At 49.3% G+C, this 19,391-nt stretch carries 20 protein-coding genes; 10 read left to right on the top strand and 10 right to left on the bottom strand.

Annotation, left to right across the window (positions count from 1 at the left end; genetic code table 11):
• Positions 1 to 7: 7 nt before the first annotated feature.
• The 4 genes from FXF61_RS05965 to icd all read right to left on the bottom strand — a co-directional run bounded on the left by FXF61_RS05965 (position 8) and on the right by icd (position 4,849).
• Positions 8 to 1,699 carry a ShlB/FhaC/HecB family hemolysin secretion/activation protein gene (locus FXF61_RS05965; protein ID WP_151184407.1) on the bottom strand — a complete coding sequence of 564 codons (1,692 nt, stop codon included), beginning with the start codon at positions 1,697 to 1,699 and terminating at the stop codon, positions 8 to 10.
• A gap of 297 nt (positions 1,700 to 1,996) precedes the next feature.
• Positions 1,997 to 2,875, bottom strand: coding sequence for a 50S ribosomal protein L3 N(5)-glutamine methyltransferase (prmB, locus tag FXF61_RS05970; RefSeq protein WP_151184408.1), 879 nt, complete (start codon positions 2,873 to 2,875; stop codon positions 1,997 to 1,999).
• Positions 2,876 to 2,938: 63 nt separating this feature from the next.
• A complete protein-coding gene (locus tag FXF61_RS05975) occupies positions 2,939 to 3,499 on the bottom strand; it encodes a Smr/MutS family protein (RefSeq protein ID WP_151184409.1) in 561 nt (186 codons plus the stop codon).
• A gap of 96 nt (positions 3,500 to 3,595) precedes the next feature.
• Entirely contained in the window at positions 3,596 to 4,849 is a 1,254-nt protein-coding gene (icd, locus tag FXF61_RS05980) for an NADP-dependent isocitrate dehydrogenase (RefSeq protein ID WP_151184410.1), read from the bottom strand.
• A gap of 331 nt (positions 4,850 to 5,180) precedes the next feature.
• On the opposite strand from icd, the gene FXF61_RS05985 reads away from it, so the two are divergent.
• The 10 genes from FXF61_RS05985 to FXF61_RS06030 all read left to right on the top strand — a co-directional run bounded on the left by FXF61_RS05985 (position 5,181) and on the right by FXF61_RS06030 (position 14,971).
• Positions 5,181 to 5,624, top strand: coding sequence for an NUDIX hydrolase (locus tag FXF61_RS05985; RefSeq protein WP_151184411.1), 444 nt, complete (start codon positions 5,181 to 5,183; stop codon positions 5,622 to 5,624).
• A 77-nt stretch (positions 5,625 to 5,701) separates the two neighbouring features.
• The gene (gene mnmA / locus FXF61_RS05990; protein WP_151184412.1) at positions 5,702 to 6,832 is read left to right on the top strand and encodes a tRNA 2-thiouridine(34) synthase MnmA; all 1,131 of its coding nucleotides are present in this window, start codon (positions 5,702 to 5,704) and stop codon (positions 6,830 to 6,832) included.
• Positions 6,829 to 7,446, top strand: coding sequence for a high frequency lysogenization protein HflD (gene hflD, locus FXF61_RS05995; RefSeq protein WP_151184413.1), 618 nt, complete (start codon positions 6,829 to 6,831; stop codon positions 7,444 to 7,446). The genes mnmA and hflD overlap by 4 nt, the downstream gene beginning before the upstream one ends.
• The gene (locus FXF61_RS06000; protein WP_151184414.1) at positions 7,443 to 8,300 is read left to right on the top strand and encodes a DMT family transporter; all 858 of its coding nucleotides are present in this window, start codon (positions 7,443 to 7,445) and stop codon (positions 8,298 to 8,300) included. Before hflD ends, FXF61_RS06000 begins: the two co-directional genes overlap by 4 nt.
• A gap of 65 nt (positions 8,301 to 8,365) precedes the next feature.
• Positions 8,366 to 9,736 carry an adenylosuccinate lyase gene (gene purB, locus FXF61_RS06005; RefSeq protein WP_151184415.1) on the top strand — a complete coding sequence of 457 codons (1,371 nt, stop codon included), beginning with the start codon at positions 8,366 to 8,368 and terminating at the stop codon, positions 9,734 to 9,736.
• Between the two features lie 73 nt (positions 9,737 to 9,809).
• Positions 9,810 to 10,994: a cupin domain-containing protein gene (locus FXF61_RS06010; protein WP_151184416.1), complete on the top strand. Its 1,185-nt coding sequence runs from the start codon at positions 9,810 to 9,812 to the stop codon at positions 10,992 to 10,994.
• Complete coding sequence (locus tag FXF61_RS06015) at positions 10,987 to 11,412, top strand: GNAT family N-acetyltransferase (protein WP_151184417.1); 426 nt, start codon at positions 10,987 to 10,989, stop codon at positions 11,410 to 11,412. The genes FXF61_RS06010 and FXF61_RS06015 overlap by 8 nt, the downstream gene beginning before the upstream one ends.
• Positions 11,413 to 11,430: 18 nt before the next feature.
• A complete protein-coding gene (locus FXF61_RS06020) occupies positions 11,431 to 12,069 on the top strand; it encodes a histone acetyltransferase HPA2 (protein ID WP_151184418.1) in 639 nt (212 codons plus the stop codon).
• Positions 12,066 to 12,881 (top strand): type II and III secretion system protein, encoded by an 816-nt coding sequence (locus FXF61_RS06025; protein ID WP_256663513.1) that lies wholly within the window; start codon positions 12,066 to 12,068, stop codon positions 12,879 to 12,881. Before FXF61_RS06020 ends, FXF61_RS06025 begins: the two co-directional genes overlap by 4 nt.
• A 485-nt stretch (positions 12,882 to 13,366) precedes the next feature.
• Positions 13,367 to 14,971: an isocitrate lyase gene (locus tag FXF61_RS06030; protein WP_151184419.1), complete on the top strand. Its 1,605-nt coding sequence runs from the start codon at positions 13,367 to 13,369 to the stop codon at positions 14,969 to 14,971.
• Between the two features lie 179 nt (positions 14,972 to 15,150).
• On the opposite strand, the gene FXF61_RS06035 is transcribed toward FXF61_RS06030, so the two are convergent.
• The 6 genes from FXF61_RS06035 to FXF61_RS06060 all read right to left on the bottom strand — a co-directional run bounded on the left by FXF61_RS06035 (position 15,151) and on the right by FXF61_RS06060 (position 19,364).
• Positions 15,151 to 15,759, bottom strand: a complete 609-nt coding sequence (locus FXF61_RS06035) for a helix-turn-helix domain-containing protein (RefSeq protein ID WP_151184420.1) — start codon at positions 15,757 to 15,759, stop codon at positions 15,151 to 15,153.
• Complete coding sequence (locus FXF61_RS06040) at positions 15,734 to 16,255, bottom strand: transposase (RefSeq protein WP_151184421.1); 522 nt, start codon at positions 16,253 to 16,255, stop codon at positions 15,734 to 15,736. The genes FXF61_RS06035 and FXF61_RS06040 overlap by 26 nt, the downstream gene beginning before the upstream one ends.
• A 402-nt stretch (positions 16,256 to 16,657) precedes the next feature.
• Positions 16,658 to 17,752 carry a lipopolysaccharide assembly protein LapB gene (locus tag FXF61_RS06045; RefSeq protein ID WP_151184422.1) on the bottom strand — a complete coding sequence of 365 codons (1,095 nt, stop codon included), beginning with the start codon at positions 17,750 to 17,752 and terminating at the stop codon, positions 16,658 to 16,660.
• A 1-nt stretch (position 17,753) separates the two neighbouring features.
• Positions 17,754 to 18,449: an energy transducer TonB gene (locus tag FXF61_RS06050; RefSeq protein WP_151184423.1), complete on the bottom strand. Its 696-nt coding sequence runs from the start codon at positions 18,447 to 18,449 to the stop codon at positions 17,754 to 17,756.
• Positions 18,449 to 18,862, bottom strand: coding sequence for a biopolymer transporter ExbD (locus FXF61_RS06055; RefSeq protein WP_151184424.1), 414 nt, complete (start codon positions 18,860 to 18,862; stop codon positions 18,449 to 18,451). The genes FXF61_RS06050 and FXF61_RS06055 overlap by 1 nt, the downstream gene beginning before the upstream one ends.
• Before the next feature lie 10 nt (positions 18,863 to 18,872).
• Positions 18,873 to 19,364, bottom strand: coding sequence for a MotA/TolQ/ExbB proton channel family protein (locus FXF61_RS06060; RefSeq protein WP_371921504.1), 492 nt, complete (start codon positions 19,362 to 19,364; stop codon positions 18,873 to 18,875).
• Positions 19,365 to 19,391: the final 27 nt, after the last annotated feature.

The following is a 19,391-nucleotide window of genomic DNA, read 5'->3' on the forward strand; positions in this document are numbered from 1 at the left end:
TTCCTTGTCAGAAAAACACATCAATTCGGAAGTAAATGGGGCGTTCTTTACGCTCAATCGCGTTCGGGCGCGACAATGTATGCGCGGCTGTAACTGAAGCAGCTAGATGCTGACCCCGCGCGCTCAGCTCAAAAGCATGGCTGGCTAAACGGCCGCTTTGTTCATCGTTGTATTTATCACCACGAATCGCGCCCATATCGTAGGCTGCGGTAAGGCTGTATTCCTGCACGACAGGGCGTAGCCACTCTAGGCCGACAGGTCGCGTCCAGCGCAACTGGTTTCGTAAGTAATAACCGCTGTCGCCGGTGACGGATTGCTCTTTAAAGCCACGAATCGAATACAACCCACCGAGACTGAAACGCTGTGGGCTAAACAGCACATCTTCACTGCGTTGCGCACTGAAAACGCTATCAAAGCTGAATCGCTCACCTAACAGCTGAAAGGGCTGCAAGTAACTGGCTGTCACTGTGTATTTGTTATAACGCGCCACCGGCTCCCAACCCTGCGGACGCCCTGCCCGCTGCGCATCAAAGGCACCAATTCCGCGCTGATAACCCAGATCAACGTTAACAAAACCTGAACTGATACGCCGTCCATGATTAAAGCTGATTTGCTGTTCTGTGAGGCGCTGACTGGAGACATCCAAACGCTGATTATCGAGGTAGTTACGACTGCGCAAGTGATTTAAGCCAACGCTGAAAGCCGTTTTACTGACTGCATCACGGTGCAAGACGCGCTCAGCCATCAGAGCTTGCGTGGTACTCACACCATCGAGCACAAACGAGAAACCTTGTCCTTGGGTTCGAGTGCGGTAATAGCTGTGGTTATAAAAATAATTAAAGGTCCACCAGCCGTATGGCAAGCTGTAACTCAAACCGTGGGCGGCAGAATGCTTATAGTGATCACTGACGGTATCGCCACTGCCGCGCAAGCTCAGCTGATCGGCCAAACCCAGCGGACTGTCCCAAACAAAATTAAGCCCCCATTGCTGCTCACCGGTACTGAGCTGACCATCGTTATGACGATTCAGTGCCACTCGCCAAGGTTTTAATTTTTGCCCCCGTAAAAAGACGTGACTGCCACCGACTTCGTCTCCAGGAGCCAGTTCCATACTGACTTGACGCGATGGTAAGCGTGACAGCTGATCAATCAGCTGCTCCAGTTCACGCAGATTTAAACGTTCACCAACCTTTGCAGGAGAACTCATCGAAGTTTCTAAAGCGCTGCTTAAGTCACCACTCTCGATGCTTTCAAGCCGTCCCTCAATCACTTGAATGTGTAACACACCATTTTGCAAATCTTGTGGTGGCAAATAAGCGCGGGTGGTGACATAGCCACGTTTTAGATACGCATTGGTGATATCACTGAGCAAGCGATTCAAATCGTTTGCAGTGAGGCATTGTTCAATAAAAGGCTGAAGCAGCTGTGTGCGTTGTCGCAGCGATAAAACATCTGCGCCGTTAAGCTCAATGCTATCAACTTGGAGGCAAGCGCTACTGTCGTCTGTTGGCAGACTTGGTACGCTTAACTCTCGGTCTGGGAGGGACTGTAACTCTTCTAGTCGACGCTGCTGCTCTTGCAACAAACGCTCTTGACGTTCACGCGACAGCTCTCTGTCAGTCGGCAACTGCGTTTGCGCAGCAACACTCGGCAAATATAAAAAGAATAATAAAGCGAGTCCATATGCTTTTAAAAACATGATTTAAATTACCAAACGCTCTCTAGTATTAATGATACAAGCAAAGGATATAGTATATACATAGCGAAAGTATTCTAGAGTGACCAAGCTCTCAAACCCAGGCAAACGCAGCAAGTCTTTATAGATGACCTCTTTGCTTTCTCCAATGCCAAATCAGTCAATTGTTCGGTACAAGGCTGGCTACCAAGGCTGCTGCAGCTCCAGCAGATGGCGTGAGTTGATTGGTCAACATATGATCAGCTATTTTATTTATTACTATGGCCTATCAATCAGATGGATTAAAACCATTCATAATCCCTAGCATTTGATACATTGCTGTGCAGTTAAGGCCAATACTGATGTACCCGCTTGGGAGTGTTCTAGCCAAGTAAAGTCAACACTAGGGAAACGCTCGGTCAAGCGTGAGCGGTGTGGCCCGACTTCTAATACCAGTAAACCTTTATCACTCAGGTACTGCCCTGCTTGCTGCAGAATCTGCTCAATGCAGTCAAAGCCATCAAGCTTAGTGATGCCAGTGGGTTTGGGTTGGTGCTGCAACTCGCGTGGTAAGTCTGCCCAAGCACCACTCAGCAGATAAGGTGGCTTACAGACAATTAAATCAAAACGCTGCGCGCCGAGTTGCGCGAACATGTCGCTATGTACACTCTTAGCGCGCTCACTAAGATGGTGCATGGCAATATTTTCATCTGCCACTTGCAGCGCTTGCTCAGAGCTGTCGGCTAATACCACCTCGGCATCCGGAAATTCTATCGCGCAGCTGATGCCGAGATAACCAGAGCCCGTGCACAGATCTAAAATACGTCGTGGTGATTGTATTAACCAAGGTGAGAAATGTTGCGGAATGATTTCCTCTAAAGGTGAGCGCGGCACAACCACACGCTCATCCACTTTAAATAATAAACCGGCAAACCATGCTTGCCCCAACAAGTAAGCGGCTGGAATACGCTGTTCGATACGTTTATTTAAAATAGCTTGCACAAGTACGTGCTCATCATTATGTAAATTACAATCTAAATACTTGTCATGCATTTCATAAGGTAAATGCAAGCTACCCAAGACCAGAGCGCGCGCCTCTTCAAAAACACCTTCACCATCGTGCTGAAAATACAACTGCGCTTGGTTAAAGCGACTGATTGCCCAACGAATATAATCACGCAGTGTTACTAACCCAGACATACTTTCTAACCTTTCTCGTGCGACCTATGAATAATGACTAACGCGATTTGGCCGATGAATGCGTTACTGCTCATCACGGCCTTCTAACATGTGGCGCTTAAGCAGCACATAGACTGCACCTGTTCCACCGTGTTTAGCGATGCAAGAGGTAAATCCAAGGACTTTATCATGCTGGCGCAGCCATGTATTGACATGACTTTTGATCATGGGTTTTTTACCATCCAAGCGTGCTGCTTTACCGTGTGTTACGCGCACACAACGGATTTCAAGACGCAGTGCTTCAGTCAAAAACTCACGCAAGGTTGTGCGCGCTTTCTCTACACTCATGCCATGCAAGTCTAAGCTGCCTTCAAAAGCAATCTGCCCTGCTTTCATGCGTCTTAACTGGGTGTCTTGTACGCCGTCACGCGCCCAATACAAGGTGTCTTCAGCGCCAACATCAATCACAAATTGATCAGACAGACCATCAACTGTGATGGTTGCAGTGGTTTGCTGTGCATTTTCACGGCGCTTGCGCTGCCCTGCTTTATTTACTTTAGCTTTACCAACGTCGGCTTGATCGACATGAATACGGCGCACACCCTGCATTTGCTCGGCAAATAAAGAAAAATCATCATCTGGCATAACGCCCTCCTCATCTGTGCTGCAGTGTACCTGCATCGGTTAAACACAAACAAAAACGCCCCAACATGTGGGGCGTTTTTTAAGCGTTAGCTTTGATTACATTTTTGCAATCATTGCATCGCCAAACTCAGAGCAAGACAACAGTGTAGCGTCATCCATCAAGCGCTCAAAGTCATAGGTTACTTTCTTCTCAGAGATCGCGCCATTGATACCGTCGATAACCAAGTCAGCTGCTTCTGTCCAGCCCATGTGACGTAGCATCATTTCTGCAGAAAGGATCAATGAACCTGGGTTCACTTTATCCTGACCGGCATACTTAGGTGCAGTACCGTGGGTTGCTTCAAACATCGCAACGGTATCAGACAGGTTTGCACCTGGCGCAATACCGATACCACCCACCTGTGCAGCAAGTGCATCAGAGAGGTAGTCACCGTTCAGGTTCAAGGTAGCAATTACATCGTACTCTGCAGGGCGCAGGATGATCTGCTGCAGCATCGCATCAGCAATACCATCTTTTACGATGATTTCTTTACCGGTATTTGGGTTTTTGAATGTCATCCAAGGACCGCCATCCAGCAACTCTGCACCGAACTCATCACGCGCAACTTCGTAGCCCCAATCTTTGAAGGCACCTTCGGTGAACTTCATGATGTTGCCTTTGTGCACGATTGTCAGTGAATCACGATCGTTATCAATTACGTATTGTAGTGCTTTACGCACTAAACGCTTAGTGCCCTGCTCAGAGACTGGCTTAACACCAATACCGCAGTTTTCGGTGAAGCGAATTTTGGTAACGCCCATTTCTTCAGTGAAGAACTTGATAACTTTGTCAGCTTCTGGTGTGCCAGCTTGCCACTCAACACCTGCGTAGATGTCTTCTGAGTTCTCGCGGAAAATCACCATGTCAGTGTCTTGTGGACGCTTAACTGGGCTTGGTACACCGGTGAACCAGCGCACTGGACGCAAGCAAACATAGAGGTCTAACTGCTGACGCAGAGCAACGTTCAACGAACGAATACCACCGCCTACTGGCGTCGTCAGAGGACCTTTGATGGAAACAACGTAGTCACGCACCGCTTCGAGCGTTTCTTCTGGCAACCAGGTTTCTGAGTCGTAAACTTGGGTTGCTTTCTCACCAGCGTACACTTCCATCCAGGAAATTTTACGCTCACCACCGTAGGCTTTCTCTACAGCGGCATCGACAACTTTAATCATTACCGGACTAATGTCCGTACCAATACCATCACCTTCAATGTAAGGAATGATTGGGTTGTTTGGTACGGTTAACGTCATATCTGCATTAACGGTGATTTTGTCACCGGCTGGCACTTGGATCTTTTGGTATCCCATGCTGGACTCCGTCATTTACGTGGTCTTTAAAAAAATCTGTCACGCGTGTGGCCTGACAGCGATAATTCAATCTTAGTAGGCTTATATGACCCCTGCTCTACAGAAAAGTCACATATGCTTTTATCAGCGCACTTTTGCGCCGGTAACACTTTAGCGCAACTTGTGCAGCGCGTATCATACACTCTTTAAACAATTTACTCATAGAGCACTGTAGTCAAGTGGTTCATTTACTACAGTTATTTCAGTCTAACACCGTGAAATATCGAGTAACTTCTACAATTATGAAGCTGCTCATGCTTGAGCCTTAGCTTTCCACCTAAAAGGGTTACAGATGACTCGTTTTACTCCACACATCACAGTAGCCACTGTTATCGAAAAAGATGGTCGCTTTTTATTCGTTAAAGAACATGCTGAAAAACGTATTGTATTAAACCAGCCTGCAGGCCACTTAGAAATGGACGAAAGTCTAATTCAAGCGGCTATTCGTGAAACTTTAGAAGAAACGGGCTGGGATATTGATATTTCTCATTTAATTGGCATTTATCTGTACACCGCACCGGGCAATAATGTCACCTATCAGCGTGTCTGTTTTGCCGGACAAGCACTGCAACAGCGTGATAATTACACCCTTGATCAAGGCATTATTGCGCCAGTCTGGCTCAGTCGCGATGAGTTGCTGGCTGAGCGAGCCCTCTGGCGCAGTCCGATGGTATTGCGCAGTGTTGATGATTATTTAAATGGTTCACGCTTTTCTTTAGATCTATTTAAAAGCTAATGCGCGAGTCACTGACCTCCCTAGCCTCAAGCAAACCTGCTAGGATATTGTTCTTTAATTCGCTTATTTAGACTGCCATGCATACTCCTTCTCATAGTCCTTCTGAAACCCGTGTAATCGTCGGCATGTCCGGCGGTGTTGATTCTTCTGTTGCAGCCTTGTTGCTCATTCAGCAAGGCTATCAAGTGGAAGGCTTGTTTATGAAAAACTGGGAGGAAGATGACGGCACTGAATATTGCACAGCCAAAGAAGATATGGCTGACGCGCAAACCGTGTGCAATACCTTGGGCATTAAGCTGCACACCGCCAATTTTGCTGCTGAGTACTGGGATAATGTCTTTGAGCATTTTCTAGAAGAGTATAAAGCTGGGCGCACACCCAACCCTGATATTCTCTGCAATCGTGAAATTAAATTTAAAGCGTTTCTCGATTACGCTGAGCAACTGGGCGCACATATGATTGCCACCGGGCACTATGTACGCCGCAGAGATGGCAATGGTCGCAGCCAGTTGCTCAAAGGTGTGGATGCCAATAAAGATCAAAGTTATTTCTTGCACGCGGTTGGCGGTGAACAAATTCACAAAACACTGTTTCCTGTCGGTGAATATGAGAAACCTGCCGTGCGTGAGCTGGCTGAGCAGCACGGTTTAATCACCGCCAAGAAAAAAGACTCTACCGGCATCTGCTTTATTGGTGAGCGCCGCTTTACTGATTTCCTTAAGCAATACCTGCCTGCGCAACCTGGTGTGATTGAAACGATCGATGGCACCGAGTTGGGCCAGCACAGCGGTTTGATGTACCACACCATTGGCCAACGCCAGGGTCTGGGTATAGGCGGCTTAAAAGACGCCAGCGAAGACGCTTGGTATGTACTTGCTAAAGATCTATCGCGCAATGTTTTGATTGTCGGCCAAGGTAACGACCATCCATGGTTGTTTTCGCGGACACTGCTGACCCGTGACGTGAACTGGATTAACCCGATTGAGCTGTCCGCAATCGACAACCTCACGGCTAAAGTACGCTACCGTCAAAGCGATCAAGCCTGCAGCATTGAGCAGACCAATGATGGTTATATCGTCACCTTCGAGCAGCCGCAGCGCGCAGTGACCCTTGGCCAGTCTGTTGTGTTTTATGCAGGTGATGTGTGTTTAGGTGGTGGTGTTATCGAAGCCTGCACCCCTTGGGATGAGAGTATTCAACGACCATGAGCCCTATTCAAGAGCAACTTACAGCGTTAGCGGGTGTGTTTCAGGCCGCCGCGTTAGTGGATAAGCTGGCCCATACTGGGCAAGTCAGTGATGCTGCGCTGGGCTATATGCTGAAAACCTTATTGGTACGCAACCCGGAGAGTACGCTCGATGTTTACGGTGGCGATGATTTAGGGCTGCGTGACGGCTATAAAATGCTACATGCGGTATTGGCTAGAGATACTGAAAGCTTGCCACGCGAAGGCCTGCGTTATGTCATCTCGATGTTGAGTCTTGAGCGACAGTTTTCAAAACGCGATGATTTGCTTGAGATAGCCGGCTTGCGTTTGCCGAAAATCGAACAGCAGGTCGAGCTCTATGGTCTAACCAGTGACAATATAGCTTCCTCTTTTGGCGGCCTCTACCAAGATACCATCAGTACCTTTAAACAGCGGATTCAAGTGCATGGCGATATGCGCTTTTTACAGCAGGAGGCCACTGCAGCAAAGGTACGCGCTTTGTTGTTTGCCGGTATTCGCTCGGCTCGCCTGTGGCGTCAACTGGGCGGACGACGCTGGCACATATTGACTCAGCGTGGTGCGATGCTCAGAGAGCTGAATGCGCGAAATCTATGACACAACGCAGTATGCAACCTTTGCAAGGTGCAACTTTGCTCGCCCTCTCAGCTTTATTGTTTTCAGGAATGGGCGTTTTGATCAGTATCGCCTCCGCTACGGTCAATAATGAGAACATCGTTTTTTTTAGAAACCTTGTCGGTGTTGTGTTTTTTTTACCGCTGTTGCTGGCTAAAGGCCTGCGCCCGTTTAAAACTAAACGAATAAAGTCACACCTGCTGCGCACCAGCTATGGCCTCGCCGCCATGTATTGTTTCTTCTACGCAATTGCGCATATGCCCCTTGCCGACGCTATGGTGTTCACCTATTCAGCACCGGTTTTTACCCCGATTATTGCTTATTTTTGGCTTAAAGAGCCGCTAACCAAACGTATGCTGGTGTTTTCTTTGCTTGGTTTACTTGGCGTTATTTTGGTTGCCAAGCCGAGCGATGCCTTGTTTGGTAGTTTATCGCTGGTGGGGTTGGCTGCCAGTCTGCTGGCGGCGACGGCTTTTGTTTCGATTCGTGAGATGAGTGACACTGAGCCTGCTTACCGCATGGTGTTCTATTTTGCGTTATTTAGCAGCCTCATCTCCGCAGTGCCCTTAAGCTGGGCATGGCAACCACTGAGCTCTGAGCAGCTTATTTTGCTGTGTTCAGCGGGACTGCTAGCTGCTTTAGCGCAAATCGTTATGTCGCGCGCCTACACCTTAGCGCCGCCTGGATTAATCGGCCCAGTGGCTTATTTGGCCATCGTTTTTGCTGGGGTGTTTTCTTTAATACTCTGGGGTGAGGTTCCAGACCTAAACTCCATTATCGGTGCGGCCTTGATCTTTAGCGCCAGTCTGTTGTCAGTATTCTGGCGCAAACGCTGAAATTTGCTGTGTATTTGGTATACACTGTGCGCCCTATTTATTCATTGATTGTTAGAGAACGCACTATGCAGCTTTCCTCGCTTACCGCGGTTTCACCGGTTGACGGCCGTTACGGCAGCAGAACTACCGCACTGCGCCCTATTTTTAGTGAGTACGGTCTTATTCGTAACCGTGTACTGGTTGAGGTTCGCTGGTTACAGCGCTTAGCCGCCCATGCCAGCATCACCGAAGTGGCTCCTTTTTCTGACACAGCGAACGCCGCGTTAAATGAGTTGGCTGAAAACTTTCAGCTTGAGCATGCCGAGCGCGTTAAAGAGTTTGAGCGCACCACCAATCACGACGTTAAAGCGGTTGAATACCTGCTTAAAGAGCAAGCGCAAAAACTGCCTGAGCTGGCCAAGGTTACTGAGTTTATTCACTTCGCTTGCACCAGCGAAGACATCAACAACCTCTCGCATGCGCTAATGCTGCGTGAAGGCCGTGACGATGTGTTACTGCCATTGATGCGCCAACTGGCAGAAAGCTTACGTGCACTCTCAGTTGAGTTTGCTGAAGTACCCATGCTGTCGCGCACGCACGGTCAGCCTGCCTCACCTACGACGCTGGGTAAAGAGTTTGCCAACGTGGTGTACCGTCTTGAACGTCAAATCGCACAGGTGGCAGCCATTCCATTGCTGGGTAAAATGAACGGTGCTGTTGGTAACTACAACGCGCACCTGTCTGCTTACCCAGAAATTGATTGGGAAGCCAATGCGCGTGAGTTTATTGAAGGTGATTTAGGTTTGGCCTTTAACCCATACACCACGCAAATTGAACCGCACGACTATATTGCTGAGCTGTTTGATGCGGTGGCTCGTTTTAACACTATCCTGATCGATTTCGACCGTGATGTGTGGGGCTATATTTCTTTAGGCTATTTCAAGCAAAAAACGGTTGCCGGCGAAATCGGATCATCGACGATGCCGCATAAAGTTAACCCAATCGACTTTGAAAACTCTGAAGGTAACTTGGGTATTGCCAATGCCATCTTCCAGCACCTAGCCAGCAAATTACCGATTTCGCGCTGGCAGCGTGATCTGACTGACTCCACTGTCTTGCGTAACCTTGGCGTGGGGATAGCGCACAGCGTGATTGCCTATGAAGCTACTTTAAAAGGTGTGGGCAAACTTGAGCTTAACGCGGAAAAAATCGCGGAAGATTTGGATAACTGCTGGGAAGTCTTAGCAGAGCCGGTACAAACAGTAATGCGTCGCTACGGCATTGAAAACCCGTATGAGAAGCTTAAAGAGCTGACCCGCGGTAAAGGGATCAGCGCGCAAGCCCTACAAACCTTTATCGAAACCTTAGACTTGCCTGAAGAGGCTAAAGTGCAATTGCGTGCGCTGACGCCAGCCAATTATATTGGCAGTGCTGTCGCGCAAGCGAAGCGTGTTTAACCCTGTTTAGGTCGTTTAGCGCCCGGGTTAAGCCGGGCGTTTTGTTATCAGCGTTTAATATGGAATCAATCACTTGTCTAACCCAATTGATACACCACTTGAGATTTTAGGTGGCATCAGCGCAGACGTTTTTTTGCGTGATTACTGGCAAAAAAAGCCCCTATTGATCCGCCAAGCTATTCCGGATTTTGTAAGCCCGCTGGACGGTAATGATCTGGCCGGACTATCGCTGGAAGAGCTGGTTGAATCGCGCATTGTTTTAGAACATGGCGAAACACCATGGCAGCTGAAACAGGGGCCTTTTGCTGAGGATATCTACAGCGGCCTGCCAGAGCGCGACTGGACGTTATTAGTGCAGTCAGTTGATCAGTTCAGCCCAGAGGTTGCCGAAGTGCTTGAGCACTTCAAGTTTTTGCCGAGCTGGCGCATTGATGATGTGATGATCAGTTTTGCCGTACCTGGTGGCAGTGTTGGCCCGCATTATGATAATTATGATGTGTTTTTACTGCAGGCCGAAGGGCAAAGACAGTGGAAAATCGGCCAGATGTGTGACAACGAAAGTTTGCTGTTAAATCACCCAGACTTACGCATCTTAGACAGTTTTGAGCAAACAGATGAGTGGATTTTAGAGCCCGGCGATATGCTTTATCTGCCACCACGCTTAGCGCATTGGGGCATCGCACAAACCGATTGCTTGACTTGGTCTGTTGGCTTTCGCGCACCTTCAAGCGCTGAAGTGGTCACGCATTATGCTGATTTTGTCGCACGATTTTTACCCGATGAACAGCGCTATAGCGATGCGGGTATGTCACCTGTCAGCAATCCAAACTATATTCGCCCTGAAGATATCAAACGCTTACGCCAGCTGATTAATGAACAGCTCAATGACGACCGCATGCTATTGACGTGGTTTGGCCAGTATATGACTGAACCGCGTTACCCTGATTTGCTCATCCGCAGCGAGCTATCAACAGATGAGTTGCTCCATATGCTTGAGGACGGTGCAGTATTGACTCGCAATCCAACTGCGCGCCTTGCTTGGAGCCATATACAACTTGATACTGAATCTGCTGCTGTCTTTTTTGTCAGTGGCAACAGCCGTATTATAAGTGAGCATTTAGTGGCATTGCTTGACCTACTCTGCTGCGCAGATGCTATACACATAGAAAACTTACAACCTTGGCTCAACGATGCAGAGGCTGTCACATTGCTCTGTGAGCTGGTTAAACAAGGAAGCCTGGAGTGTGTCGATGAGTGATTTGCAAATTCGCATTGCCGACTGGCATAAAGATAACGCCGATTTACGTCGTATTCGCGAAAGCGTTTTTATTCAAGAGCAAGGCGTGACCCCAGAGCAAGAATGGGATAGCGATGATGCAACTGCCACTCACTTTCTCGCCTTCGAAGGTGATTTTGCGATTGGCACCGCACGCTTACTGGCAGACGGCTGCATTGGTCGTGTATCGGTTTTAAAAGATTGGCGCGGACTGCATGTTGGTGAAAGATTATTAATGGCTGCGGTAAACGAAGCCGAACGCTTAGGATTAAAGCAGCAAGTCCTAACAGCACAAGTACATGCGGCTGGTTTTTATGAGCGCTTAGGTTTTACTGCGGTCAGCGATGAGTTTCTTGAGGCAGGCATTCCACATATTGATATGCTACGTAACAGTGAATAAACCCAAAGAGGTTTGATTATGTATAAACCCAGTGCGCCAGATCATGAGCCTGTTGATGATCAAGATCTTGAATTGCCGGCCATTGAATTTGTCGCGCAGGGTTCCTTTAGTATTCACAATCCTGACAGCGATAGCTCGCCTGCCGCGTGGCCTGCTGCTGATTATCAGCTCGGTGACTACCGTGAACTGCTCAGAATTGATGGTATTGATGCTGTGCGTAGCCATACCCTGGCATTGCTACAACACGCTCAGCATAGCCTGTGTATTTATTCGCCCGATCTAGAACCATGGCTTTACAATCACTCCAGTATAAGCGCTGCGTGTAGTGCACTGCTGCTTGCCCACCCCCAAAAAAAATTACGCATTCTGCTGCGTGACACCACACGAATTGCGCGTGAAGGCCACGTCTTGCTTGCTCTGAGCCAACGCCTAAGTAGCCGTTGCAGCATCCGTAAAGTTAATACTGAGTATGATTATTCTGACGATGCGTGGCTGATTGCCGACAATTGCGGCTTATTAGTACGTAAGGCGCAGCAATTGACGCGCGCTGTGGTCTACTACAATGACCCTGCTCGTGTTCGGCAAAGCCAGCGTGTCTTTGATGCGATGTGGGATGTCAGCCGCAGTGATGTCAACTTACGGAGCATGCGCTTATGAAATCTTTAATCCGCTTTTGTACGCTATTGCTCATGGCATGCGCTTTTACTGTAGCGCATGCGGCAAGTGAGGTGATTGAGCTGAATTATCGTATGGCTCAAGATGTTCTTCCCGTCGCCCAGTCAGTGCTGGGTGACGAGGGCCGCGCAAGTGCGTATGGCAATCAATTGATCGTCAATGCCAGTCCAGACAAAATCGCAGAGTTGCGCGCGGTGCTCGATACGATTGATACCCAGCCACGGCGCTTGTTGATTACAGTTGATACTCGGGGCACGCAATTTAATCGTGAGCGTGGCTATCAAACTGACGGCACAATAAGCGGACGCCATGGCGAAATTATTATTGGCCAAGGTGAGCACGATGGCAGTGACCGTGTGCGTATCATCCGCAACACAAGACAAAACCGAGACGGCGCGTTGCGTACTATTCAAACGCTCGAAGGCTCAGCAGCTTTGGTTCAAGTCGGTCAAGATGTGCCACTGCGCTCTACCCGCTACGGCCCTTATGGACAAGTCCAAGAACACACCGAGTACCGCTCAGTCAATCAAGGCTTTTATGTGACAGCCACAGTGCACGGTGATCGTGTACAAATTGAAATCGACAGTCAAAATGATCGGCGTAGCACCCGTCATACAGGTGTGGTTGACACACAAAGCACATCAAGTCGTGTCAGTGGACGCCTAGGCGAATGGATTAGCATTAGCGGTACTCAGCAGGATAATAATTCTCGTGAAGATGGCTTTTTGCAGAAGCGCTACAGCACAGTACGCGAAGACAGTCAATTACAGCTCAAAGTTGAAGTGCTAGATTAAATCGACGCAGCTGGTCTGCGAGTTTTTATGTAGTGCATTTTAAATAACACTACAAAATATTTGACGAACGCTTTACGAAAGCGCATTATAGCCCAGCTCCCGCTAGCCAGAACGCTTTAACCAGCGTTCCAAAGTTGACTTAAGAGTACTTCCTAAGCGGCTTTGTGTTAACAACATCCAAAAGATGCTGTAACGAGGTTGCGACTGGATCGTTGTTGTCCTGAGGGACGGGGAAGCAGTATGCATCACAGATGCATCAGGTAACTCACTACAGTGAGTCGCGCTTGCGGATGTTAAGTTGCAGATATCACAGCTTAATGCAGCAGCCATATTTATCTGATCGCGCCCTTCTTTATAAGACACTACGTTCTGGTCAATTATCGGCACTTCAGCGGCAGCGAACCCGCAATTTAAACTTCCAGCGATAGCAGGTTGTGTGTGGGCAGTCGGTGCTCAAACTTACTACACTCTTTGAAGGATTGACCATGTCAGCTTATCAAAACGAAATTAAGGCAATTACCGCTCTTAAAGAACAAGCCGGAAATGGCTGGAGCGCGATCAACCCCGAGTCCGCCGCTCGTATGCGCATCCAAAACCGTTTCAAAACAGGTCTGGACATCGCTAAGTACACTGCAGCCATCATGCGTAAAGACATGGCTGAGTACGATGCCGACTCTTCTGTATACACCCAGTCGCTGGGCTGCTGGCACGGTTTTATCGGCCAGCAAAAGCTGATCGCTATCAAAAAGCACTTGAAAACCACCAATAAGCGCTACCTCTACCTGTCAGGCTGGATGGTTGCTGCTCTGCGTTCTGAGTTCGGCCCACTACCTGACCAGTCAATGCACGAAAAAACCTCTGTTGCTTCATTGATTGAAGAGCTGTACACCTTCTTACGTCAAGCTGACACTCGTGAATTGGATCTTCTGTTCACTGCGTTAGACAAGGCACGTAAAGCCGGTGATGCTGCTGAAGAAAAATCACTGCTAGAGCAGATTGAAAACTTCGAAACTCACGTTGTACCAATCATTGCAGACATTGATGCTGGTTTCGGTAACGAAGAAGCCACCTACTTGATGGCTAAGCAAATGATCGAAGCAGGTGCTGCTGCGATTCAGATCGAGAACCAAGTATCTGATGAAAAGCAATGTGGTCACCAAGACGGTAAAGTAACCGTTCCACACGCTGACTTCTTAGCAAAAATCAACGCTGTGCGTTACGCGTTCTTAGAATTAGGCGTTGATGACGGTGTGATCGTTGCACGTACTGATTCCTTGGGTGCGGGCTTAACTAAGCAAATCGCAGTAACCAACGAGCCAGGCGACTTAGGCGACAAATACAACAGCTTCCTTGATGGCGAGTACATCAACGATGCAAGCGAAATCGAAAACGGTGACGTTGTTGTAAAATCAAACGGCAAGCTGCTCAAGCCTGCGCGTTTAGCTAGCGGCTTGTTCCAGTTCCGTGAGAACACCGGTGTTGAGCGTGTGGTTCTTGACTGCATCACTTCGCTGCAGAACGGTGCTGACTTACTGTGGATCGAAACTGAAAAACCACACGTTGGTCAAATAGCTGAAATGGTTAACGAAATCCGTAAAGTTGTTCCTGATGCGAAGCTGGTTTACAACAACAGCCCATCATTCAACTGGACGCTAAACTTCCGTCAGCAGACGTTTGATGATTGGGCAGCAGCAGGTAAAGATGTTTCTGCTTACGATCGTGACCGTTTGATGAGCGCTGACTACGATGGTACTGACCTGTGTAACGAAGCGGATGCGCGCATCCAGAGCTTCCAGAAAGATGCATCGCGTGAAGCGGGTATCTTCCACCACTTGATCACTCTGCCAACGTACCACACTGCTGCGTTGTCAACTGACAACCTAGCGAAAGGCTACTTCGGTGAAGAAGGCATGTTGGCTTACGTTGAAGGTGTTCAGCGTAAAGAAATTCGTCAAGGTATTGCGTGCGTACGTCACCAAAACATGGCGGGTTCTGACATCGGTGATACTCATAAAGAGTACTTCTCTGGTGACGCTGCTCTGAAAGCAAGCGGTGAAGACAACACTATGAGCCAGTTCGATAACATCTAATCGAATGCTTTAGCGGTCATTGACTGCGTGTTGAAAAAACCCCAACTTTAGTTGGGGTTTTTTTTGTCCCGAGAAAAGCTCTAAAGCTCATGTTTTTGGTTTTGGCTTGGTTCTCATTGATATAACTTTAAGTTCAGTGTCCCTGACTGTATTAAGTGCAGTCACCTTCATCTTTCCATTTAGTGCGGTGCTAGCGCAGTATCAGGCATAGTCTGCGTAAAGACGCCGCAAGTACGTCCCTGTAGGCTCCATACCGCCATCCCTGGCGGTATAGGCTTTACTTCGCTACACCTGATGCTGCTTGTGAGGATCGGCGCGTGCGGAAATATTTTGACCAGGCATGCTACTTGCTGGCAAACAATATCAATATTCAAGGCACGCTGCGCTAGGTTCGGTATGGTCTTCTTCTTGCGACTCTTGGCACGGCCGCGGTGCGCAAGCTGGTTATGCTTGCGTAACACCCGATAATAGCTGGAAGGTGATGCGATATAGCGCTGCTCCTCATCCATCAAACGCACAACAATTTGATCCGGTGGCAAATCAACAAACTCTTGCCGGTGACACTGAGCCAAAATTTCGGCTTCCTCTTCTGCCGTGAGTGCGTTGGCAGGTGTGGGTCTATAGGCATGGGATCGCTGGTCTTCTGTGACCTCTCCTAGCCGAGTCCAGCGCTGGTGCGTTCGTATCGAAATGCCCATCACCTGACAGGACTTGGCCAGACTGGCTCCAGCAGCACGAGCCTGACGTATCAGCAGTACAGCATTACGGCGATCTTGGATGCTGATCATGACTCCGCGTCCCCCCCCAGATCGCCCGAACTTTTTTTGATAATGTGAGCAAAGCAGCTGCCTCTGCTAACGCATCATTTTTACGCCGTAGCTCACGCTCCAGCTCTTGAATGCGCTTGCGCTGCTGCTTGGATAGGTCCGCTTCCTGGCGCTGCTCTTCATAGGAAAGGCTGGCCGCTTGCTCACAGTCGTGACGCCAGCGTTTAAGCTGATCAGAGTAAATGCCACGCTGTCGACAGTAGGCAGCAACTTCTTCGGTGTTCATGGCTGCGGTTTCCACGACAGCAGCAAACTTGTCACGCGAAGACCAGCCCTCCACTCTTGGGTCACTGGAGTCTGGCAGGCAACGGCCTTCGGTTCGAGCTTCTTTGCGCCACTTGTAAATGGTTGCAGGCGAAATATTTTCCTGGCTGGCCACTTCAGCCACACTCAGGTTGTAGGGCGGCAACAGTTTGGCCACTACGGCCTTGCGCCGCTCATCAGAATAACGAGACATGTGTTCTCCAAGCGCCCCCAGTCAATTAAGAAAGTTTAGCAGAAGGGAGCGACAACTATCCTGACAGAGGGGGGGTTGTGGCAAGCGTAGCCAGGATGGCGTAGCGCCCGAATCGAGCCCAGGATGGCTCGTTGAGGGAAGAACAAACTTAGCGTAGCGGGCACAGCATAAATCTTAGCCATTTAGTGCGGTGCTAGCGCAGTATCAGGCATAGACTGCGTAAAGACGCCGCAAGTACGTCCCTGTAGGCTCCATACCGCCATCCATGGCGGTATAGGCTTTACTTCGCTACACCTGATGCTGCTTGTGAGGATCGGCGCGTGCTGAAATATTTTAGACGTGCTACAAGCCAAAAAGCATCAATGTTCAAGACTAGGCATTGCTAATAATATTTGCGCTGGCTTATTTTCTGGCAAGCTGGCTGGTGTTTTGTTTTTCAAGTTCTAGGCGGCTCTGTGCCCAGTCGCGCCAGGCGCTTACTTGTTGTTGATTGGCACCGGCTTTTTCAGCTGCGGATAGGGCTTGTAAGCCTGCATGCCAACGGCCCTGCTGTATTTCGAGCTGAGCAAGACTGAACCAGTGTTGCCCACTTCCGGTTTGTTTGGCTAAGCGTGCGTAGTGCTCAGCTGCCGGTTTGTATTCACGGGCTTGCCAGTGCAATTGGGCCAAGCGTTCTTGTGTGGCGGTACTGCTGGGCAGTAAATTATGTTTGAGCATGCCTTCGAGTAAACGTGCGGCCTGCCATGGCTGTCCTGAGGCGGAAGCTAAGGTAATTAAATCATCCAAATCAGATGATTTAAAACTGATGCCTTTAGCGTAGGCCGTACGCAATGTTGCTAAGGCTTTGCTGTGCTGTCCATCCATTTGTTGCAAAGCTGCCAGCTGTTTCCAGGTGTTTAGCTGGTTAGGATCACGCTTTAAAATACGCTTTTGCCAGTGTTGGGCCTCTTTGTAGCGTTTTAATTCAGCATTGGCACCGACCATAAACTGCAGCCAGCTCTCACTAATCGTAGATTTGCCTTTTAAATACTGCTCAGCCAAAGGTAAAGCTTTATCTAAGCGCCCTACTCCTTGCCATGCTTGGATACGCATTTCTAGCACGTCATCAGTGCTAGCTACACCATCAAGATACTTTAAGGCCTGTCTGTAGTTTTTTACTGAGAAGTTAAGTTTGGCTAAATTGAGACGGTCTTCACTTAGCTGCTCGGGCGTGAGATGACCGCTGCGAAAGGCTTTATCGAGCAGGTCAATGGCATGGGCTGTATGACCTTGTGCCCACACTAAATAGCCATGACTGCGCCAAACCAATGCTTGCTCTAGGCTGCCCGCCTCAGTTTTAACTGCGCGCAATACCTTGTTCGCTTCAGCAAGCTGTCCTGCTTCTTGAGCTTTCTGCGCAGTTTGCAGTGCTTGAAAAACCTGCGGCGCGATACTTTGTGCAGACACCGCTTGAGTGGTTAGCGCACAGACACAGACGGCCAGTAACAAACGTCGCATTTTATCGCCCTCTTTTTTCTAGACGAAATTGTAAGGTTTTCACCGCTTCACGCTCGACTAATTGACCACCTTCACGACGCGGAGCAAAACGCCAGCGCACTGCAGCGCGGCGTGCTTCACGGTTAAAAACGTTCTCGGGGGATGCCTCGATCACGCGCACATTCTCAACCTTACCTTCAGCGGTAATGGTAAACGCCAGCTTAACGTAGCCTTCGATACCGCGTCGCCGTGCGCTGTCTGGGTAGACTGGCAGCACCTGATTTAAAGGAATCACTTCCGAGTCATTACTGGGTGCGCTTGGTGCTGCTGGGGCAGCAGCGGGTGCTGCGGGTGCGACTGGCGCGGGGGTTTGTGCGGTTAAACCTTGCAAACTAGGCGCTGCAACCGTTGCGACACTGATGCTGCTGGACAGTTGTGGCACGGCCAGGTCTAGTGTGGCTACTTGTGGCGTGCGCGGTGGCTGTGGCGCTTGCTGGGTTGGCGGTGTCTCTGGTTGTGGCTCTACAGGCTTTTCTGGCATCTGTTGGCGTGTACGGCTGGGATCACTCGATTCTTGTTGTTGCTTGGGAATGAAGTAGCCCATCTTTAACTCGGGCTCAACGGTTGTATTCTTAGGCGGAAAAATCATAATCAGCATCAAGATAAAACTGGCAAAGACAAACAGTACAGCCGCTAAAAATGACCACAACCAGCGCATTATTGCGACTCCGTAGAGGCGGCCAGTACCACATCCTCAACACCGGCCAAGCGCGCCTGATCCATCACTTTAACCACTAAGCCAGTACGTGCATCTTGATCAGCTTGCACCACCACGACACCGTCTGGCTGCTCTTGGCGCATACGCTCAACATGTGCACGCACACTGCGCACATCAACAATCTGCTTGTCCAGCCAGACCTGATCATCTGCCGTGACCGCAATTAAAATGTTGCCCTTCTCTTGCGAGCTGGCGGTATCGGCTTGCGGGCGGTTGACCTCAACGCCTGACTCTTTAATAAAGGAGCTGGTCACAATAAAGAAGATCAACATGATAAACACCACATCAAGCATGGGAGTTAAATCAATGCCAGGCTCTTCTTCGGCTTGTTGACTGTAGCGACGTATTCTCACCGTTTAATCCTTATCCATGACGCAGTTGGTCAGCCAACCGCCCAATAGCCCGTTTTGCATTACGCTCTAAACGGGCCAAACTAAATAAACCACCGATGGCTAGCACCATACCGGCAAGAGTAGGCAATGTCGCTTGCCAGACGCCGCCAGCCATCGCGCGCGGGTTACCACTGCCGCTTACGGCCAGCACTTCAAACACAGCGACCATGCCGGTCACTGTTCCCAGCAAGCCAAGTAGTGGAAACATCGCTACCAAGGTGCGCGTTACAGATAAAGGTGTAATCAACTGCTCACGCGCTTGCGCCAGCCACGCTGCACGCACAGCATGTGGCCAAGTGGCGTTTTTGCCAGCGTCAGTATTGAGTAACTGCCATGCCGCACGGCGCTCTTTAGCCCAGCTGGGGAAATGGCGATGGGTATACCATAAGCGCTCTAAAACCAGCGTCCAAAACAACACACATAAGCCCGCCAGTAACCACATCACTGTGCCACCAGCGCTCATTAAATCGAGCAAGGCATGGCTGCTGTC

The organism is Pseudomonas sp. C27(2019), assembly GCF_008807395.1.
In the GTDB taxonomy this organism is placed as follows: Bacteria; Pseudomonadota; Gammaproteobacteria; order Pseudomonadales; family Pseudomonadaceae; genus Denitrificimonas.

Coding starts and splice junctions, on each gene's coding strand:
- FXF61_RS05965 (WP_151184407.1), bottom strand. CDS start 1,699: ATGTTTTTAAAAGCATATGGACTCGCTTTATTATTCTTTTTATATTTG.
- prmB (WP_151184408.1), bottom strand. CDS start 2,875: ATGTCTGGGTTAGTAACACTGCGTGATTATATTCGTTGGGCAATCAGT.
- FXF61_RS05975 (WP_151184409.1), bottom strand. CDS start 3,499: ATGCCAGATGATGATTTTTCTTTATTTGCCGAGCAAATGCAGGGTGTG.
- icd (WP_151184410.1), bottom strand. CDS start 4,849: ATGGGATACCAAAAGATCCAAGTGCCAGCCGGTGACAAAATCACCGTT.
- FXF61_RS05985 (WP_151184411.1), top strand. CDS start 5,181: ATGACTCGTTTTACTCCACACATCACAGTAGCCACTGTTATCGAAAAA.
- mnmA (WP_151184412.1), top strand. CDS start 5,702: ATGCATACTCCTTCTCATAGTCCTTCTGAAACCCGTGTAATCGTCGGC.
- hflD (WP_151184413.1), top strand. CDS start 6,829: ATGAGCCCTATTCAAGAGCAACTTACAGCGTTAGCGGGTGTGTTTCAG.
- FXF61_RS06000 (WP_151184414.1), top strand. CDS start 7,443: ATGACACAACGCAGTATGCAACCTTTGCAAGGTGCAACTTTGCTCGCC.
- purB (WP_151184415.1), top strand. CDS start 8,366: ATGCAGCTTTCCTCGCTTACCGCGGTTTCACCGGTTGACGGCCGTTAC.
- FXF61_RS06015 (WP_151184417.1), top strand. CDS start 10,987: ATGAGTGATTTGCAAATTCGCATTGCCGACTGGCATAAAGATAACGCC.
- FXF61_RS06020 (WP_151184418.1), top strand. CDS start 11,431: ATGTATAAACCCAGTGCGCCAGATCATGAGCCTGTTGATGATCAAGAT.
- FXF61_RS06025 (WP_256663513.1), top strand. CDS start 12,066: ATGAAATCTTTAATCCGCTTTTGTACGCTATTGCTCATGGCATGCGCT.
- FXF61_RS06030 (WP_151184419.1), top strand. CDS start 13,367: ATGTCAGCTTATCAAAACGAAATTAAGGCAATTACCGCTCTTAAAGAA.
- FXF61_RS06035 (WP_151184420.1), bottom strand. CDS start 15,759: ATGATCAGCATCCAAGATCGCCGTAATGCTGTACTGCTGATACGTCAG.
- FXF61_RS06040 (WP_151184421.1), bottom strand. CDS start 16,255: ATGTCTCGTTATTCTGATGAGCGGCGCAAGGCCGTAGTGGCCAAACTG.
- FXF61_RS06045 (WP_151184422.1), bottom strand. CDS start 17,752: ATGCGACGTTTGTTACTGGCCGTCTGTGTCTGTGCGCTAACCACTCAA.
- FXF61_RS06050 (WP_151184423.1), bottom strand. CDS start 18,449: ATGCGCTGGTTGTGGTCATTTTTAGCGGCTGTACTGTTTGTCTTTGCC.
- FXF61_RS06060 (WP_371921504.1), bottom strand. CDS start 19,364: ATGAGCGCTGGTGGCACAGTGATGTGGTTACTGGCGGGCTTATGTGTG.